The 16,937-nt window shown below is 71.1% G+C and carries 18 protein-coding genes; 5 read left to right on the top strand and 13 right to left on the bottom strand.

Translation table 11 applies throughout. From position 1 onward, the window contains the following. Positions 1-74: 74 nt before the first annotated feature. The 12 genes from ACFO8M_RS22515 to hisI form a co-directional block, all read right to left on the bottom strand. Positions 75-671, bottom strand: coding sequence for a maleylpyruvate isomerase family mycothiol-dependent enzyme (locus ACFO8M_RS22515; RefSeq protein ID WP_387979792.1), 597 nt, complete (start codon positions 669-671; stop codon positions 75-77). Positions 672-781: 110 nt separating this feature from the next. Continuing rightward, positions 782-1,546, bottom strand: coding sequence for a WecB/TagA/CpsF family glycosyltransferase (locus ACFO8M_RS22510; RefSeq protein ID WP_387979790.1), 765 nt, complete (start codon positions 1,544-1,546; stop codon positions 782-784). A gap of 2 nt (positions 1,547-1,548) precedes the next feature. Then, positions 1,549-2,532, bottom strand: a complete 984-nt coding sequence (locus ACFO8M_RS22505) for an NAD-dependent epimerase/dehydratase family protein (protein ID WP_387979788.1) — start codon at positions 2,530-2,532, stop codon at positions 1,549-1,551. Between the two features lie 39 nt (positions 2,533-2,571). Next, a complete protein-coding gene (locus ACFO8M_RS22500) occupies positions 2,572-3,555 on the bottom strand; it encodes a hypothetical protein (RefSeq protein ID WP_387979787.1) in 984 nt (327 codons plus the stop codon). 21 nt (positions 3,556-3,576) lie between these two features. After that, positions 3,577-4,080: a GNAT family N-acetyltransferase gene (locus tag ACFO8M_RS22495; RefSeq protein ID WP_387979785.1), complete on the bottom strand. Its 504-nt coding sequence runs from the start codon at positions 4,078-4,080 to the stop codon at positions 3,577-3,579. Between the two features lie 268 nt (positions 4,081-4,348). Beyond that, positions 4,349-5,503 carry an FAD-dependent oxidoreductase gene (locus ACFO8M_RS22490; RefSeq protein ID WP_387979783.1) on the bottom strand — a complete coding sequence of 385 codons (1,155 nt, stop codon included), beginning with the start codon at positions 5,501-5,503 and terminating at the stop codon, positions 4,349-4,351. Between the two features lie 25 nt (positions 5,504-5,528). After that, the gene (gene lgt, locus ACFO8M_RS22485; RefSeq protein ID WP_387979781.1) at positions 5,529-6,569 is read right to left on the bottom strand and encodes a prolipoprotein diacylglyceryl transferase; all 1,041 of its coding nucleotides are present in this window, start codon (positions 6,567-6,569) and stop codon (positions 5,529-5,531) included. A 123-nt stretch (positions 6,570-6,692) separates the two neighbouring features. Next, positions 6,693-7,481 carry a tryptophan synthase subunit alpha gene (trpA, locus tag ACFO8M_RS22480; RefSeq protein ID WP_387979779.1) on the bottom strand — a complete coding sequence of 263 codons (789 nt, stop codon included), beginning with the start codon at positions 7,479-7,481 and terminating at the stop codon, positions 6,693-6,695. A 2-nt stretch (positions 7,482-7,483) separates the two neighbouring features. After that, positions 7,484-8,677, bottom strand: coding sequence for a tryptophan synthase subunit beta (trpB, locus tag ACFO8M_RS22475; protein ID WP_387979777.1), 1,194 nt, complete (start codon positions 8,675-8,677; stop codon positions 7,484-7,486). Positions 8,678-8,757: 80 nt separating this feature from the next. Next, positions 8,758-9,558, bottom strand: a complete 801-nt coding sequence (gene trpC, locus ACFO8M_RS22470) for an indole-3-glycerol phosphate synthase TrpC (protein WP_387980783.1) — start codon at positions 9,556-9,558, stop codon at positions 8,758-8,760. Between the two features lie 6 nt (positions 9,559-9,564). Then, positions 9,565-10,152 carry a Trp biosynthesis-associated membrane protein gene (locus tag ACFO8M_RS22465; protein ID WP_387979775.1) on the bottom strand — a complete coding sequence of 196 codons (588 nt, stop codon included), beginning with the start codon at positions 10,150-10,152 and terminating at the stop codon, positions 9,565-9,567. Beyond that, entirely contained in the window at positions 10,149-10,493 is a 345-nt protein-coding gene (gene hisI / locus ACFO8M_RS22460) for a phosphoribosyl-AMP cyclohydrolase (protein ID WP_387979774.1), read from the bottom strand. The genes ACFO8M_RS22465 and hisI overlap by 4 nt, the downstream gene beginning before the upstream one ends. A gap of 79 nt (positions 10,494-10,572) precedes the next feature. Between hisI and ACFO8M_RS22455 the strand changes: the two genes are divergently transcribed. From ACFO8M_RS22455 to ACFO8M_RS22440, 4 genes are all read left to right on the top strand, one after another. Next, the gene (locus ACFO8M_RS22455) at positions 10,573-11,241 is read left to right on the top strand and encodes a RibD family protein (protein WP_387979772.1); all 669 of its coding nucleotides are present in this window, start codon (positions 10,573-10,575) and stop codon (positions 11,239-11,241) included. Positions 11,242-11,358: 117 nt separating this feature from the next. Continuing rightward, the gene (locus ACFO8M_RS22450) at positions 11,359-13,122 is read left to right on the top strand and encodes a BCCT family transporter (RefSeq protein WP_387979770.1); all 1,764 of its coding nucleotides are present in this window, start codon (positions 11,359-11,361) and stop codon (positions 13,120-13,122) included. Positions 13,123-13,175: 53 nt separating this feature from the next. Then, positions 13,176-14,138, top strand: coding sequence for a quinone oxidoreductase family protein (locus ACFO8M_RS22445; RefSeq protein ID WP_387979768.1), 963 nt, complete (start codon positions 13,176-13,178; stop codon positions 14,136-14,138). Positions 14,139-14,189: 51 nt separating this feature from the next. Further along, positions 14,190-14,672, top strand: a complete 483-nt coding sequence (locus ACFO8M_RS22440; RefSeq protein ID WP_387979766.1) for a GNAT family N-acetyltransferase — start codon at positions 14,190-14,192, stop codon at positions 14,670-14,672. Here the strand turns inward: ACFO8M_RS22440 and ACFO8M_RS22435 are convergent. After that, a complete protein-coding gene (locus tag ACFO8M_RS22435) occupies positions 14,635-15,642 on the bottom strand; it encodes a GlxA family transcriptional regulator (RefSeq protein WP_387979764.1) in 1,008 nt (335 codons plus the stop codon). The genes ACFO8M_RS22440 and ACFO8M_RS22435 overlap by 38 nt on opposite strands. 112 nt (positions 15,643-15,754) lie before the next feature. Between ACFO8M_RS22435 and ACFO8M_RS22430 the strand changes: the two genes are divergently transcribed. Next, a complete protein-coding gene (locus tag ACFO8M_RS22430) occupies positions 15,755-16,681 on the top strand; it encodes an NADP-dependent oxidoreductase (protein ID WP_387980781.1) in 927 nt (308 codons plus the stop codon). The last annotated feature ends 256 nt before the right edge of the window (positions 16,682-16,937 follow it).

Here is a 16,937-nt window from a genome sequence, read left to right as displayed (position 1 = left end):
TCGTTGGGCCCCCGACAACAACCCTGGCACGGGGGTGCGACAGCGCCGTGCCGCGCTCCTGGTCCAGGTGTTCCTCAGACGCCGGTGTTCGCGTCTCGGAGTGCGGCCACGGCGTCGGCGTCGCCTGCGAGGCGGACCTCGGCGGCCTCGCGGCGGCCGCTGAGGTACAGCAGCAGCTCGGTCGGTTCGCCTTGCAGCACAGCGCCTCCGGCGGGTCCGAATCGACGGGGTTCGCCTTCGGGCCGCCGGAGCTCGAGGCCGTACGGCCGGATCTGGCGGGCGGCACGCCGGCCGAGGAAGCCGGTCATCCGCCAGGCGAGCGCGTCGAGGTCGGGGCGGTCCGTCCGCGGGCCCAGCCCGTTGGCGCGACGGACGTCCTCGTGGTGGATGAGGTACTCGACGCCGTTCATGAGTGTGCGGAGCCCGGGCAGGCGCCACGGCACCAGCGGTGCACCGTCGCGCAGCCGGTCGATCAACGCCGGCAGGCCCTTGGCCTTCTCGGCCGCCATGCGCTCATCGGTCCCGAGCTTGAAATGCTCGCGCAGCACCAGGTGGGCGGCGAGGTCGCTCGTGGTCCAGCCTTCGCACAGGGTCGGTGCGTCCGGGCCGAGCTCGGCCAGCAGGTCGCACAGCTCCTCGCGTTCGCGCATGTCGATCGGTGGACTGCTCATCGCATCGCTCCCTTGCCAGGGGCCACAGGTGGGGGCCGCCGCTGACACCGATGCTATGCCGCTGCGGCCGCCTTCCCGTATGGGAAGGCGGCCGCAGCGGTGTCGAAGTGCTAGTCGCGCAAGAACGGCGGGCGTTTGCGGATCGCCCGCAGGTACGCCGGGTTGTTCTGGAAGTACCGGCGCCAGAGGCGCTTCGGTTCCTTCGTGAGCCGGTAGAACCATTCGAGGCCGTTGCGCTGCATCCACGGCGGGGCCTGCGGGACGAGCCCGGCGTGGAAGTCGAACGCGGCGCCGACCCCGAACATCGCCGGGGCGTTCAGGCGGTCGCGGTGCGCGGCCATCCACCGCTCCTGCTTCGGCGTCGAGAGCCCCACCCACACCAGCTGCGCGCCGGAGTCGTTGATGCGCTTGACGATCGCCTCGTCCTCTTCTTCCGTCAGCGGACGGAACGGCGGCGAGTACATGCCTGCGAACTTTACGCCCGGGATGCGCTCGGCGAGTTTCTCCGCGAGCAGTTCGGGCACGCCGTCCTTGCCGCCGTAGAGGAACGAGGTCCAGCCGCGCTCGGCGGCACGGGCGAGCACGTTGAGCATGAGGTCGGGCCCGTAGACCCGGTCCATCCACTCGGCGCCGGCCTTGTGCCCGGCCCACACCATCGGCATGCCGTCGGGCGTGGTCAGCCCGGAGGCGTTGTGGATGGCGAGGAGCTCGGGGTCGCGCTGCGATTCCATGACGCCGTGCACGCCGGTGACGCACACGTAGTGGCGTTCGCCGGCGTCGACCCAGCGGGTCACCTCGGCGAGCGCCATGTCCTGGTTGACGGTGGAGACGCCGACGCCGAGGACGTCGACGCGGCGCAGTTTCGGGTCGGTCATCCTTACAGGCTGTACTTGGCCTTGACCTGGTCGTAGACCCAGGAGTAGGTCTTCGCCATGCCCTCGCGGAGGCTGATGGACGGCTCCCAGCCGTAGTACTTCTGGATGAGCGTGTTGTCCGAGTTGCGGCCGCGCACGCCCAGGGGGCCGTCGATGTGCTTGAGCTCGATCTCGATCCCGGCGATGTCGGCGACCAGGTAGTACAGGTTGTTGATGGTCGTCAGCTCGGAGGAGCCGAGGTTGAGCGGCTCGGTGACGTCGCCGCGGGTGAACATCTTGGAGCCCTGGACGCAGTCGTCGATGTAGGTGAACGAGCGGGTCTGCTCGCCGTCGCCCCAGATCTCGACGGTCTTCTCGCCCTTGAGGGCGGCGAGGGCGATCTTGCGGCAGGTGGCGGCGGGGGCCTTCTCGCGGCCGCCCTCCCACGTGCCCTCGGGGCCGTAGATGTTGTGGTAGCGGGCGATGCGGGTCTCGAGGCCGAAGTCCTCGCGGAAGTGGCGCGCCATGCGCTCGCTGAAGAGCTTCTCCCAGCCGTAGCCGTCCTCGGCGTCGGCGGGGTAGGCGTCCTCTTCCTTCAGGGCCTCGACGTTCGCCTCGGTCTGCTTGTAGCCGGCGTAGACGCACGCGGAGGAGGAGTAGAAGAAGCGGCCGACCTCGGACTCCTTGGCGGCCATGAGCATGTGGGTGGAGGGCAGGACCGAGAGCATGCACAGGGCCTTGTTGTTCTCGATGAAGCCCATGCCGCCCATGTTGCAGGCGAGGTTGTAGACCTCGCCGGCGCCGTCGCCGACGGCTTCGCGGCAGGCCTCGAGGTCGGCGAGGTCCCGCTGGAGGTTCTCGGTGTCGCCGTGGACCTGGTACCACTCGTCGAGGGGCTTGACGTCGACGGCGCGAACGGTCTTGCCCTCGGCGAGGAGGCTCGCCACCAGGTGCCCGCCGATGAAGCCACCGGCTCCCGCCACTACCGCGTCCACGTTTGCCGCCATCGTCGCTCCTCTAGGTTTCGGGTACGGGGGAACAGGGCCTCAGCCTACCCGTCGCATTTCTGCGCCCACCAGCCGGGAAATGGGGGCTAAGTCACCTTTGGGCGCCGCTTCAGGGACGGCTGCGGGCTCCTTCGCGCCGCGGCGCAGCAGCTGTGCGGGGCCGATCACGAAGAGGTCCGGGTCGGTGTCCTCACTGATGCCGGGCTCGAAGCGGGGGGCGATGCAGTAGAGGCGCACCTTCGGGTCGCCGAGGAGGTGTTTGACGTAGCGGAGGCGCTTGAGCTGGCGTTCGACCATCCGGAACTTCCAGCGGACGGTGCCGAGCGCGACCGCTTCGCCCTGCTCGTTCCAGGCGGCGAGTTCGAGGCTGCGCAGCTGCCGGAAGCGCGGGTCGGGGACGGTGATGCGGGTGGTCGCGGCGGCGGCCGGGTCGTTCAGGGCCCATTCGCGGGCGAGCCGGTGGAACTCGGGGCGGCACACGTACCGGTCCCAGCGGGCGTGGGTCATGCGCCACAGCTTGTCGGTGATGTAGCCGCGGCGCCAGCGCGCCAGGTGGTCGGCGACCATCGCGTAGTGGAAGCGCGCGAGGCGGTGCTCCATGGTCCAGTACGGCGCTTCGGGTTCCAGCGGGTTCGCGTCGGCGCGGATCAGGCCGGCCGTTTCGAGCCGCGGGAGGAGGACGTCGAGGTCGGCTTCGCTCAGGCCGGTCGCGGCGCGCAGGTCGTAGGGGGTGCGGGGCCGGGTGGTGACGGCGCCGAGGACGCCGTCGATCGCCTTGTCGGGTGCCTCGCCGAGGACCGCGGTGACGGCATCGGCGACGGTCTCGAGGTAGGGGCCCTCGGGCCGGAGGAACTTGGCCTTGACCCAGTCGTCGGTCTCCTGGCGGGTCTGGGGCAGGTCGCCGGCCGATTTGAGGAGGGCGGGGTCGGAGCCGAGGAGGGCGTGGACGCCGATGGCCGATTCCGGGTCGGCGACGCCCAGGGACAGGATGGACTCGCGCAGTTCGTTCATAGCGATTTTCATGCTACACAGGCGATGCGCAGCTCACAGTTCGCGGAACATGAGATGCATGCCGACCAGGCCGAGCGTGGGGTGGCGGAACGTCTCGGGGAGGACCGCGAGGGTGCGGAAGCCGAGGGAGTGCCAGAGGTCGACGGCGCGGGTGTTGGTGGCGACGACGGCGTTGAACTGCATGGCGGTGAAGCCGTCGGCTTTGGCGCGGGCGAGGGCGGCCTCGCCGAGGGCGCGCCCGAGTCCCTTGCCGCGCACGGTCGGGTCGACCATGAACCCCGCGTTGGCGATGTGGGAGCCGCGGCCGGGCTGGTTGGGGTGGATCTCGGCGATCCCGGCGACGCGGCCCTCGGCCGATCCGTCCTCGACGACCGCCACGAGGGCGCTTGCCGGTGCCGTCTTCTCGATCCAGTAGGCGCGCAGGCGTTCCTCGGGGGTGTCGGGCTCCCAGACGAAGTGCTCGCCGGAGGCGACGATCGGCGCGGCGAAGTCCCACACGGCGGGCCAGTCCTCAGAGCGGGCGTCACGGATCTGCATGGGCCGAAAGCGTAGTCGGCGGTGGCCGGAGGCGCCAGCGCGCAGCGCGGAGCGGAGGCGATTCGGCTGGTCGCCCGCCTTATTCGCGGGCCCCCGGTGCAATGACCGAAGCACGGGGGTCCGACAAGACCGTGTTCGAACCGTGCCCGGCACCAACTCTCGTACCCCGCTGCCAGGGTTGCTACTGCGCCAATTTACGGCTCGCAAGCTTCGCCGAGAGCGGACCCAACGATGTCCAGTTTGCCGGGACCCTCCGTTCACCTTTCGGTCAGCGCGGAGGCTGCCAGTCCGAGAGCGAGGCGGCCTGGCTCTGGACCCACGAGTCGGGGACGGCCCGCAGGAGGCTCTTGGTGACGCCGCGGCCGCCCGAGGCGATCGTGTGGACGCGGCGCGAGAGCCGCGCGACGCGCTTGACCCGCGCCACGCGGGCCCGGTCGTAGGAGGCGAGGGCGTCCGGCACCGATTCGGGATGGCGCCGCAGCGCCCACCCGAGCGTCACGGCGTCCTCCAGCGCGAGGCTCGCGCCCTGCGCCAGGATCGGCGCCACGCCGTGCGCGGCGTCGCCCATGAGCGCGATGCCGCCGTCTCCGACCGGCTGATGCAGCGCCGCGGGCACCGGCCACACGTACCGGACCGGCTGCTGCGTCAGCTCCGAAGGACGGGTCGCGGCGATGAACTTCCCCACGGGCGCAGGCCAATCGGCGAACCACCGGTTGATGAGCTCGTGCTGGATCTGCGGCGACTCGGGGCGCATCCCGCCCGGCACCGTCGCCCACCAGCAGGCCCCGGCGTGCCCGAGGTCGCCGTAGCCGAAGCGGCGGCGGTCGGGCCCGTAGATCTCGACCGCGTCCGTGGTGCGCTCGGGGGCGCGGTGGGCGGGGATGATGCCGCGGAAGCACACCACCCCGGCGTCCACTGTGGGCGAACCGGGGGCGATGAGCGTCCGGGTCGGCGAGTCGATGCCGTCGGCGGCGACCACGAGGTCGGCGTCCCAGCGGCGCGAGGCGTCCCCGGCGGCCAGGTCCACCATGTCGATCCGGTCCACCTGCGTGGCCGGGTGGACCTGCACGTTGTCGCCCAGTCGCGACACGAGCGCCTCGTACAGCATCGCGTTGTGGATCATCACCGAAGGCGTGCCGTCGTCCGCCCCGAGCACCGCCGCGGCGAACGAGCTCGACAGGCGCTCCTCGTTGCGGAGCTCGAACCGGTCCACCGGGGTCCCGGAGGCGTCGAGGGTCGCGTCGACCCCGAGCGCGCGCAGCGCGCGCACACCCGAGGCCCACAAGACCATCCCCAGGTCATCGCCTCGGAGGCGCTCGCGTCGCTCCAGCAGCGCCACCCTCCAGCCCAGCTTGGACAGGACGATCGCGCTGGCGAGCCCGGCGACGCCGGCACCGACGACTACGGCTCTTCGGTTCTGCATCTGCACCTGCCCGGGGAAGCGGCGGTCAGTTGTCGTCGCGGGACTTGCCCGCGTCGGCCGGCGACTCCTCGGCGGACGGGTCGTCGGGGATCACGTCGTCCTCGGGCCGGTCGGGTTCGGCCTCGTCATCGTCTGCTGCATCGTCAGCGGCGGACTCGATCTCGCCCGGCTCGGCGCCCTTGGGGAGGGCGCCGTCGACGTACCCGGCGGCCTTGGCAGCGTCGGAGTCCCAGTCGACGACGACGCGGTCGCCGCCGTCGAGGACGAAGACCCGACGGGTGCCGCGCACCGCCAGCAGGTAGATGACGGCGAGGACGACGACGACGATGCTCACCCACTGGTTCAGGCGCAGCCCCAGCCAGCCCTCGGCCGGGTCGATGCGCAGGCCTTCGATCCAGTAGCGGCCGGTCCAGTAGAGGGCGGCGTAGAGGGCGACGGCGCGGCCGGCCCCGAACTTCCAGCGGCGGTCGGCGAGCAGCAGGACGGCCGCGACCCCGAGGTTCCACAGCGCCTCGTAGAGGAACGTGGGGTGGAAGGTCGAGTACTCGCGGTAGCCGGAGACGCGGTGTTCCATGTCGATCGAGACGGCCCACCAGGCGTCGAGCGGCTTGCCGTACAGCTCCTGGTTGAACCAGTTGCCGAGGCGGCCGATGGCCTGCGCGACGGGAATGCCGGGGATGCAAGCGTCGGCGACCATCGCGAACGGCAGGCCCAGCTGGCGGCAGCCGAGCCACATGCCCACGGCGCCGAGGAGGATCGCGCCGGGGATGCCCAGGCCGCCTTCCCAGACCGCGAGGATCTTCCACGGGTCGCCGTCGGCGCCGAAGTAGGCGTCGGGGCTGGTGAAGACGTGATAGAGGCGGGCGCCGACGATGCCGAAGGGCACCGCCCACACGGCGAGGTCGAGCACCGCCCACTTGGGGGCGCCGCGTGAGCGCAGGCGCGCCTCGGCGATCCAGCAGGCGGCGACGATCCCCGCGATGAGGCAGAGCGCGTACGCGCGGATCGGGATGGGGCCGAGGTGCCAGACGGACTCCGACGGGCTCGGAATATAAGCGAGGTCCACGACGAGAAACCTATCGGTTGGGCGAGCGGCACGTGGCACGGGCCTGAGCCGGTCCCAGGAAGCGCTCGCGTTTCGGGTGCGAAGCGGCCCCGCGGGAGCACTCCCGCGGGGCCGTCCAGGTATCTAGCGGCGCACGCCCTCGGCGAGGTCGGCCGTCAGTTCGGCGAGCTTCTGGTGGCCGGTGGGAATGTCCGGCGAGTCCAGGTAGCAGTTGACGATGGCGGAGCCGACGATGACCGCGTCGCCGTAGGCGCCGATCTCGGCGGCCTGGTCGCCGCTCCTGACGCCCAGGCCCACGCCGATCGGCAGGTCCGTGTGCTTGCGGGTGCGCTCCACGAGCAGCGGGGCGGCCACGGAGGTGGCGGCGCGGGCGCCGGTGACGCCCATGACCGACTGCGCGTACACGAACCCGCGGCAGGCCGCCACGGTGGAGGCGATCCGCTCCTCCGTGGAGGAGGGCGCGACCAGGAAGACCCGGTCGAGGTCGTGCGCGTCGGAGGCCGCGATCCATTCGGCCGCTTCGTCGGGGATGAGGTCGGGCGTGATGAGCCCGGCCCCGCCCGCGGCGGCGAAGTCGCGCGCGAACCGGTCGACGCCGTAGCGCTCCACCAGGTTCCAGTAGGTCATGACGAGGATCGGGACGCGGCCGGCGACGGCCTCGGTCACCTCGAACACGTCCTTGGTGCGGAACCCGCCGGCGAGCGCCTGGTCGGCGGCCTTCTGGATGGCCGGGCCGTCCATGACCGGGTCCGAATAGGGCAGTCCCAGCTCGATGATGTCGGCCCCGTGGTCGATCATGATGTCCACGGCCTTGATCGAGTCGGCCAGAGTCGGGAAGCCCGCGGGCAGGTAGCCCACGAGCGCCGCCCGGCCCTCGGCCCTGGTCTTCGCGAAAGCGTCAGCAGCGCGCATCCCTACGCCCCCTTCTCGAAGCCGAAGTACTCGACGACGTTGCCCATGTCCTTGTCGCCGCGGCCGGAGAGGTTCACCAGGACCCGCGAGCCGGCCTTGAGGCCCTTGGCGAGGCGCAGCGCCCCGGCGAGGCCGTGCGCCGACTCGATCGCGCAGATGATGCCCTCGGTGCGGGCGAGCTTCTCCAAAGCGGCCATGGCCTCGGCGTCGTCCACGGGTTCGTAGGCGGCGCGGCCGGTGGCGGCGAGGTGGGCGTGCTCAGGGCCGACGCCCGGGTAGTCGAGCCCGGCGGAGATCGAGTGCGACTCGATGGTCTGGCCGTCCTCGTCCTGCAGCACGAAGGTGCGGGCGCCGTGGAGGACGCCGATCTGCCCGGCGGTGATGGTCGCGGCGTGGCGGCCGGTGTCGTAGCCGTCGCCGCCGGCCTCGAAGCCGTACAGCTTGACGGCCTCGTCGTCGAGGAACGCGGTGAAGATGCCCATGGCGTTCGAGCCGCCGCCGACGCACGCGGCCACAATGTCGGGGAGCGCCCCGGTGCGGTCCAGGAACTGCGCGCGGGCCTCGTCGCCGATGCCGCGGCAGTAGTCGCGCACGAGCTGCGGGAACGGGTGGGGCCCGCCGACCGAGCCGATGAGGTAGTGCGTGTGGTCCACGGAGGCGACCCATTCGCGCAGGGCCTCGTTCATGGCGTCCTTGAGCGTGCGCGAACCGGTCGTGACGGGCACGACCTCGGCGCCGAGGAGGCGCATCCGGGCGACGTTGAGCGCCTGGCGGCGGGTGTCCTCCTCGCCCATGTACACCGTGCATTCCAGGCCGAAGTACGCCGCGGCGGTCGCGGAGGCGACGCCGTGCTGGCCCGCGCCGGTCTCGGCGATGATGCGGGTCTTGCCCATGCGCTTGGTCAGCAGGGCCTGGCCGAGCACGTTGCGGATCTTGTGCGCGCCGGTGTGGTTGAGGTCCTCGCGCTTGAGCCAGATCTCGACGCCGGCCTCTTCGGAGAGGCGCTCGGCGAAGTAGAGCGGCGACGGCAGGTTCCCGTACTCGCGGCCCAGCTTGTCGAGCTCGGCCATGAAGGCCGGGTCGGCGAGCGCCGTGGTGTGGGCGGTCTCGAGCTCGTCGAGCGCCGCGATGAGCGCCTCGGGGACGAACCGGCCCCCGAATTCGCCCCAGTGTCCGCTGGCATCTGGATTAGGCACGGTTGTTCGCTCCCCTTCGCAACTCGCTGCCCGGACGCGCTCGCGCGCACAGGCTCAACCTGTGTTGTCGTCCGCGACCGCTAGATCGGGCGCGGCGTCGCCGGGTGGGACCCGGCGGTGACCAGCTCGGCGACGGCGTCGCGCGGGCTCTTCGTCTTGACTACGCCCTCGCCGACCAGGACGGCGTCGGCGCCGGCGCTGGCGTAGCGGATGAGGTCGCGGGTGCCCCTGACGCCCGACTCCGCGACTTTCACGACGTCGCGGGGCAGGCCGGGGGCGATGCGTTCGAACACCGAACGGTCGACTTCGAGCGTAGTCAGGTCGCGCGCGTTGACGCCAATGACTTTCGCCCCGGCGCGCAGGGCGCGGTCGGCCTCGTACTCGGTGTGGACTTCGACGAGGGCGGTCATGCCCAGGCCCTCGATGCGCTCGTGGAGCGACACGAGGGTGTCCTGGTCGAGCGCGGCCACGATGAGGAGCACGAGGTCGGCGCCGTGGGCGCGGGCTTCGAGCACCTGGTAGGGGGAGACCACGAAGTCCTTGCGGAGCACCGGGATCTGGACTTTGGCGCGCACGGCGTCGAGGTCGTCGAGGCTGCCTTTGAAGTAGTGCTGCTCGGTGAGGACCGAGATGACGGACGCGCCGCCCGCGGCGTACTCGGCCGCGAGCACGGCCGGGTCGGGGATGTCGGCGAGGGCGCCCTTGGAGGGGGAGGCCCGCTTGACTTCGGCGATGACGCTCACGCCGCCGCCGGAGAGCGCCGCGTACCCGTCGAGGGCGGGTCGTGCGGCCTCGGCGCGTTCGCGGATCTGCTCGATGGGGATCGAGGTCTGGCGCCGTTCGAGATCGGCGCGGACTTCGGTGATGATCTGCTCCAGCACGTTCACCTAAGATCGTCCCTTCTTCTGCGCCGATGCCGTGATATTAGGCGACGAGGGGTCCTCGCCGGAGTCGAGGGCTTTCCACAGCGACACCGGGTCCTCTGCTATGGCGGGCTCCCCGGCGGGGGCCGCGTCGTAGCGGGTGCCGGTGTCGGGCCAGCCGCCGGCGCGGGCGGTGGTCGCGGCCCCGGCGAACGCGAGGACGAGCGCGGCGACGCCCATGGTGATCGGCCAGGGGCCCGCGTCAAGGTGGAGCGCGCCGGCGAGGGCGGTCGCGAGCCCGGCGAGGGCGGCGACGACGCCGAGGACGCGGCGGGCGCGGTTGCCGGTGGCGAGCATCGCCAGGAACGCGGCGCCGCCGGCGAGCGCGCACGGCAGGGCCCAGGAGGCGAGGTCGGTGCCGGCCTGGGCGGTGGTGGCGGTGATCCCGGCGTGGCCGGTCTCGGTGGTGGAGGTCCAGTCGCGGGAGGCGGCCAGCGCGGCGAGTCCGGCCGCGGCTATCCCTGCGAGCAGGACGCGGGTGCGCTCGGCGGCGCGCCGTTCGGCGCCTTCGTGGGCGTCGCGGGGCTCGGCGGCCTCGGTGCGGTCGCTCATGCGATCTCCCTTCCGGTGAAGCAGGTGCGCGTGCCGGTGTGGCAGGCGGGCCCGGTCTGGTCGACCTGGAGCAGGACGGTGTCGCCGTCGCAGTCCACGGCCACTGAGACGACCGCCTGGTGGTGGCCGGAGGTCTCGCCCTTGACCCAGTACTCGCCGCGGCTGCGCGACCAGTAGGTGGCCTTGCGGGTGGCGACGGTGCGCCGCAGCGCTTCGGCGTCCATCCACGCGAGCATGAGGACCTCGCCCGTGTCGTGCTGCTGCGCGATCGCGGGGACGAGGCCGTCCGCGTTGAACGTGAGGTCGGCGATCACGTCGTCGCTGCGCTGTCCTGCTTCCACGTTTACTGATTGTGATCGCTCGCCGTCGTGGACCGCCACCCGGGCCCGGTCGGGAGTGCATCGTGGGATTCTCGTGGGCATGGACCGCCCTTATGTGATCGTTTCGGCCGCGATGAGTCTCGACGGCTTCCTCGACGACACCTCCCCCGAGCGGCTCGTGCTGTCGAACGCCGCCGATTTCGACCGGGTCGACGCGGTGCGCGCGGGCGTGGACGCGATCGCGGTCGGCGCCGGGACGGTGCGAGCGGACGACCCCCAGCTGCTGGTGCGCTCGGCGGAACGCCGGGCCGAACGCGAGGCGGCGGGCAAGCCCGGGTCGCCGCTGCGGGTGGTGTTCTCGCCGTCCGGCGAACTCGACCCGCGCGCGCGCCTGTTCGCGGGCGGGGACCGCGTCGTGGTGTACACGACCGATCAGGGCGCGCAGGTCTGCGCTCTGGACCGGGTGGCCGCCGAGGTGGTGGCGATCGGCGAGGGCGAGGTGGACCTGCGGGCGGCGCTCGCGGACCTGGCCGGGCGCGGGGTCGGGCGGCTGCTGGTGGAGGGCGGCGGCATGGTGCACACGGCGTTCCTCGCGGCCGACCTGGTGGACGAGGTGCATCTGGCGGTCGCGCCGTTCCTGCTCGGGGAGCGGGGCGGGGCGCGGTTCGTGTACACGGTGGCGTTCCCGCAGTCGCCGGAGCGGCCGCTGCGGCTGGTCGAGTCGCGGGCGATCGGGGAGGTCGCGCTGCTGGTCTACCGGCGGAGCTGACCGACCCCGCCCGCTGCGTCGTCGGCGAAACCGGACCGGGTCCAAACCGGTCGGACGGGTGCGTTTCGTCACTTATGGTGACCTGAGCGCCGCCCGCCGATGAACGGAGCCCGTCCGATGGCCACGACCGAGACGCCGCCCACTGAACCCGGTGAGGTCCCGCCGATCCCCCTGCCGCCGGTCGAGGCGGAGGATCGGCTGGCCACGTACCCGGTGGACCGGCCGGTGTTCTGGATCAGCGCCATCGTCATCCTGGCCGTGATCGGCTTCGGCGCGGTCTTCCCCGACCGGTTCGAGACCGGTTCCGCGGCCGCATTGGACTGGGTCATCGTGAACTTCGCGTGGCTGTTCATCATCGCCGGGAACATCTTCGTGGTCCTGGCGATCTACATCGCCGTGAGCCGCTACGGCAACATCAAGCTCGCCGCGCGCGCCGACGAGGAGCCCGAGTTCGGCACGCTCCCCTGGATCTCGATGATGTTCGCCGCGGGCATGGGCATCGGCCTGATGTTCTACGGCGTGGCCGAGCCGCTCGCGCACTACTTCGACGCGCCGCCGCCGCTCGAACTGGATCCGGCCTCCCCCTTCTACAACGACGAGCTGACCGAGGGCGCGCTCGTCTACTCGTTCTTCCACTGGGGACTGCACCCGTGGGCGATCTACGCGGTCGCGGGCCTGGCCCTGGGCTATTCGACGTTCCGCAAGCAGCGCGGCAACAACATGAGCGACGCGTTCGCGCCCTTGACGGCCGGGCGGCGCTGGGGTCCGATCACGGGGAAGGCGATCGACCTGCTCGCCGTGTTCGCCACCGTCTTCGGCACGGCCGCGAGCCTCGGCCTGGGGGCGCTCCAGGTCGCGGTCGGCCTCAAGATCGTGGTGGGCGTGCCGGAGTCGACCCAGCTGGAGCTGGTGGTCATCATCGCACTGACGGCGGCGTTCGTGGCCTCGGCGTTCTCGGGCGTCCACCGGGGCGTCAAGTGGCTGTCGACGACGAACGTGGTCCTGGCGCTGTTCCTCGTCGTCTTCGTGTTCTTCGCCGGGCCGACGCTGTTCATCCTCGACGCGTGGCCGAGCGCCATCGGCGGGTACCTCACCGACCTGGTCGGGATCTCCAGCGCGACGGGCGCGTTCGGCGGCGCCGACTGGATGGGGACCTGGACGATCTTCTACTGGGCGTGGTGGCTGTCGTGGGCGCCGTTCGTGGGCACCTTCATCGCCCGCATCTCGCGGGGCCGCACCATCCGCCAGTTCATCGTCGGGGTGCTGCTGATCCCTTCGGCCGCTTCGACGTTGTGGTTCGCGATCCTGGGCGGCACGGCGCTGTGGCAGCAGAACCACGGCGAGGACTTCAGCGTCGCGGCCGGGATGGGCGAGGAGTACTCACTGTTCGCGCTGCTCGAATCGCTGCCGCTGTACAGCCTGCTGTCGGGGCTCTCCATGTTGCTCGTGGCGATCTACTTCGTCACCGGCGCGGACTCGGCCTCGCTGGTGCTCGGGTCGCTGTCGAGCCACGGATCGCTGCACCCGAAGAAGCCCCTGGTCGTGTTCTGGGGCGCGACGATCGGCGCGGTCGCGGCGGTGCTGCTGCTCTCGGGCGGACTCCAGGGACTCAAGAACGCGACGATCATCGTGGCGCTGCCGTTCGTCATCGTCATGCTGCTGCTGTGCGTGGCCCTGATGCGGGAGCTCACGCAGGACCCTGCCGCGCATCCGCTGCGGCACCAGTTGCGGCACAGGGGCTTCCGGGACGCGATCCGCAAGCTCGTGGGCGAGGAGTTCGACTCCCGCACGGCCGCGCAGCCCAAGTGGGGGCGCGGCAGGCTGCGGTTCGGCGTCGGCAACAGCAAGCGCGCCAACCCGGACTCGAGCACGGAGGAGTGAGCGCGCGCACCGCTGCTATTTTATGGGGTGACCCTGTGGCGGAAGGAAACCTCATGAAGGCGATCGTGGTCGAGCAGACCGGCGGGCCGGGCGTGATGCGGCTGCTGGAGGGCGAGGACCCGGGCCCGCGGCCGGGGCAGATCTCGGTGAGAGTGGCCGCCGCGGGCGTGAACTTCATCGACGTCTACCACCGCACCGGCGCCTACGGGCTGCCGCTGCCGTTCACGCCGGGCCTCGAAGGCGGCGGCTACGTCGCGGCCGTGGGCGCCGGCGTCACCGACTTCGCGGTCGGCGACGAGGTGGCCTGGAAGAGCGTCCCGGGGTCCTATGCGGACCTCGTGGTCGGCGACGCCGCCGAGTTCGTGCCCGTCCCCGAGAAAGTCGCGGTCGAGACCGCCGCCGCCGTCATGCTCCAGGGGCTCACCGCGCACTACCTGTGCAACACCGTCTACGCGGTCCAAGAGGGCGACACCGTGATCATCCACGCCGCCGCCGGCGGCATGGGGCTCCTGCTCACCCAGATGGTGAAATCCAAGGGCGGCAAGGTCATCGGCACCGTCTCGACGGACGCGAAAGCGGAGCTGGCGCGCCAGAACGGCGCCGACCACGTGATGCGCTACGAGGGCTTCGGCGCGAAGGCCCGCGAACTCACCGGCGGCGAGGGCGTCGCGGCCGTGTACGACGGCGTCGGCAAGACCACGTTCAGCGAAGGCCTCACCGCGCTGCGCCGCCGCGGCGTCATGGCCCTCTTCGGCCAGTCCAGCGGCCCCGTACCGCCCGTGGACCCCCAGGAACTCCACCGAGGCGGCTCGCTCATCCTCACCCGTCCCACCTTGCATGACTTCACCGCGACCCGCGAGGAGTACCTGTGGCGGGCGGGCGAGGTCTTCCAGATGATCGAGGACGACGACCTCCTCGTGCGGGTCGGCGAGACCTTCCGCCTCGAAGAGGCCCCGGAGGCCCACCAGGCACTGGAGGCCCGCAAGACCACCGGGAAGCTCCTGCTCATTCCCTGAACCGAGTACCCCCTGGGGGTACCGTAACACCGCTGCCCTAGCATCGACGGCATGACCGCGACAGACCCTCGCATCCGCCGCGCCACCACCGACGACGCGGAGCGGTTGACCGCACTCATCCACGCCTCCAACGGATACCAGGGCGAATACGCGCCGATGATCGACGGCTACCGGCTCAGCCCCGAGTACCTCGCCCTGCACCCGACCTACCTCGCCGTCGACGAGGCGGACGGCCTGCAGGGCTTCTACTCACTGCTCGTCGACGCCGCCACTTTGGCGAAGCACGGCTTCACACTGCCCGAACTCAACCTGCTCTTCGTCGACGACCGCCTGCAGGGCAAAGGCATCGGCCGCCTACTCATCGAGCACATGCTCGACCTCGCCAAGCGCGAAGGCCTCACCGAGATCCGCGTCGTCTCCAATCCCCCGGCCGAGCGCTTCTACCTCAGCGTCGGCGCCGAGAAGACCGGGACGGTCCCGCCCACGCCCCCGCGCATCACGTGGGAACGCCCGGAACTGCTGTTCCGGACGTAGCCGCACGCTCCCGGAAGGTCCGGCGGTAGGCCGAGGGCGAGACGCCCAGGACGGCGCGAAGATGCTGGCGCAGTGAGACACCCGTGCCCAGGCCGGTGCGCCGCGCGATCTGGTCCACCGTGAGCTCGCTCGACTCCAGGAGCCGCCGGGCGTGCTCGACGCGCTGGCGGGTGAGCCACTGGGTCGGGCTCTGGCCGGTCTCCTCGCGGAACCGGCGGGTGAAGGAGCGGCGGCTCATCCGCGCCCGGCGAGCGAGCTCGTCGATCGATAGTGGACGGTCGAGTTGCTGGAGCGCCCATTCTCGGACTTCGGCGGTGCCGATCCCGGAAGACTCGGGGACGGGACGCTCGATGAACTGGGCCTGCCCGCCCTCGCGCCAAGGTGGGAACACGCACCGCCGCGCCACCGCCGTCGCCACCCGGCTGCCGTGGTCGAGCCGGACCAGGTGCAAGCACAGGTCGATGGCCGAGCCCGCCCCGGCGGAGGTCAGGATCCGGCCCGCGTCGACGAACAGCACGTCCGGGTCCACTTCGACCTTGGGGAAACGGGTCCGAAGCAGGTCGGTCAGCATCCAGTGGGTCGTCGCGGGCTTCCCGTCGAGCAGCCCCAGCTCCGCGAGCACGAACGCCGCGCTGCAGAACGAGACGATCCGCGTCTCCGGGCGGATCCCCGCGAAGGCCTCCGCCAGGCCGTCGGGCATTTCGCGCACGTCGCAGAGCGGACCGTCGGGCTGCAGCGTCGCCACCACCACCGTGTCCGCCTCCCGCAGGAGCTCCGGGCCGTGTTCCACATTGATCGTGAACCCGCTGGACGTGCGCACCGGGCGCCCGTCGAGCGAGCACACCCGCACGTCGTACTTCGGAGTCAGGTCGTCGAGCATCGCCGCCGAGAACACCCGGTCGGGGATGCTTAGCTCGAACGCGATCACACCGTCCAAGGCCAGCACCGCTACACGGTGAGGATTCGTCATGGCCCGATTCTTTCATATCGTGGCCCTCGGGCCACTAGGCGACACCCCCAGTGCGACAGAGACTGGAACCTGCCAAAGCGCAAGTGTGAGAAGGGAATCCGAAATGACCACCATGCGAACCGTGACCCAGGACGAACTCGGCGGACCCGAGGTACTGCAGATCAAAGAGGTCGAACGGCCCGAACCGGGCATCGGCGAGATCCTCGTGAAGGTCCACGCCGCCGGGACCAACCCGGCCGACTGGAAGGTCCGCACCCACGGCGGCCTGGCGGGCGAGCAGCCCCCGTACACGCTCGGCTGGGACGTCTCCGGCACCGTTGAAGCGGTCGGATTCGGCGTGCGGCTCTTCAAGGTCGGCGACGAGGTGTTCGGGATGCCCCGCTTCCCGCAGTACGCCGGCGGCTATGCCGAATACGTCGCCGCCCCCGCCCGCCAGTTCGCGCCCAAACCGGTCTCGCTGAGCCACGTCGAAGCCGCCGCGCTGCCGCTGGCCGGGCTCACCGCCTTCCAGGCGCTCGTGGACACCGCCGGAGTCGAAGCGGGCCAGAAGGTCTTGATCCACGCCGCCGCGGGCGGCGTCGGACACCTCGCGGTCCAGATCGCGAAAGCCAAGGGCGCCTATGTGATCGCCACGGCCAGCGCCGCGAAGCACGCCTACCTCAAGGGCATCGGCGCGGACGAGGTAGTCGACTACACGGCGGTCGACTTCGCCGAGACGGTGAGCGGGGTCGACATCGTGATCGACGCAGTGGGCGGCGACTACGCCGCCCGCTCAGCACCGGTCGTGCGCGACGGCGGCCACCTGGTCATCCTGCCCGGTCCGGCAGAGGTCCCCGCCGCCGAGGCGGCGCGGATCAAGGCCGGGTTCATGATGGTCGAGATCGACCGGAGCGGACTGCAAGCACTGGCCGCACTCGTGGACGCCGGGAAGCTCACCCCGACGGTCGCGGAAACCTACGCGCTCGACGACGTCGCGAAAGCCCACGCCTCCCTGGAGTCAGGCCGCACGATCGGCAAGATCGTCCTCACCGTCGCCTGACCGACACCCCGCCGGTGACCAGGCAACTCGTCGAACCCTCACGAAGTTATCCACAGGCGCAAAACTTTTGTTGCCGCTCGACTACCCCACGTGTTGTAGTAGATGGCAAAAACGCCGTCCGGCACCGGCGGGATGGCGGCGACACAAGGGGATTCGCGAACGTCGCCATACCGAGGCCGCGTGCGGAAAGCCATCCGCACGCGGTCCCCGCCAGGTGCCGCACCCCTCCGCCTCCGCGGAGGCCGGCCGTGGGGGG

This window comes from Glycomyces rhizosphaerae, from assembly GCF_042647865.1.
In the GTDB taxonomy this organism is placed as follows: Bacteria; Actinomycetota; Actinomycetes; order Mycobacteriales; family Micromonosporaceae; genus Glycomyces; species Glycomyces rhizosphaerae.
This window is presented reverse-complemented; position numbering and strand designations above follow the sequence as displayed.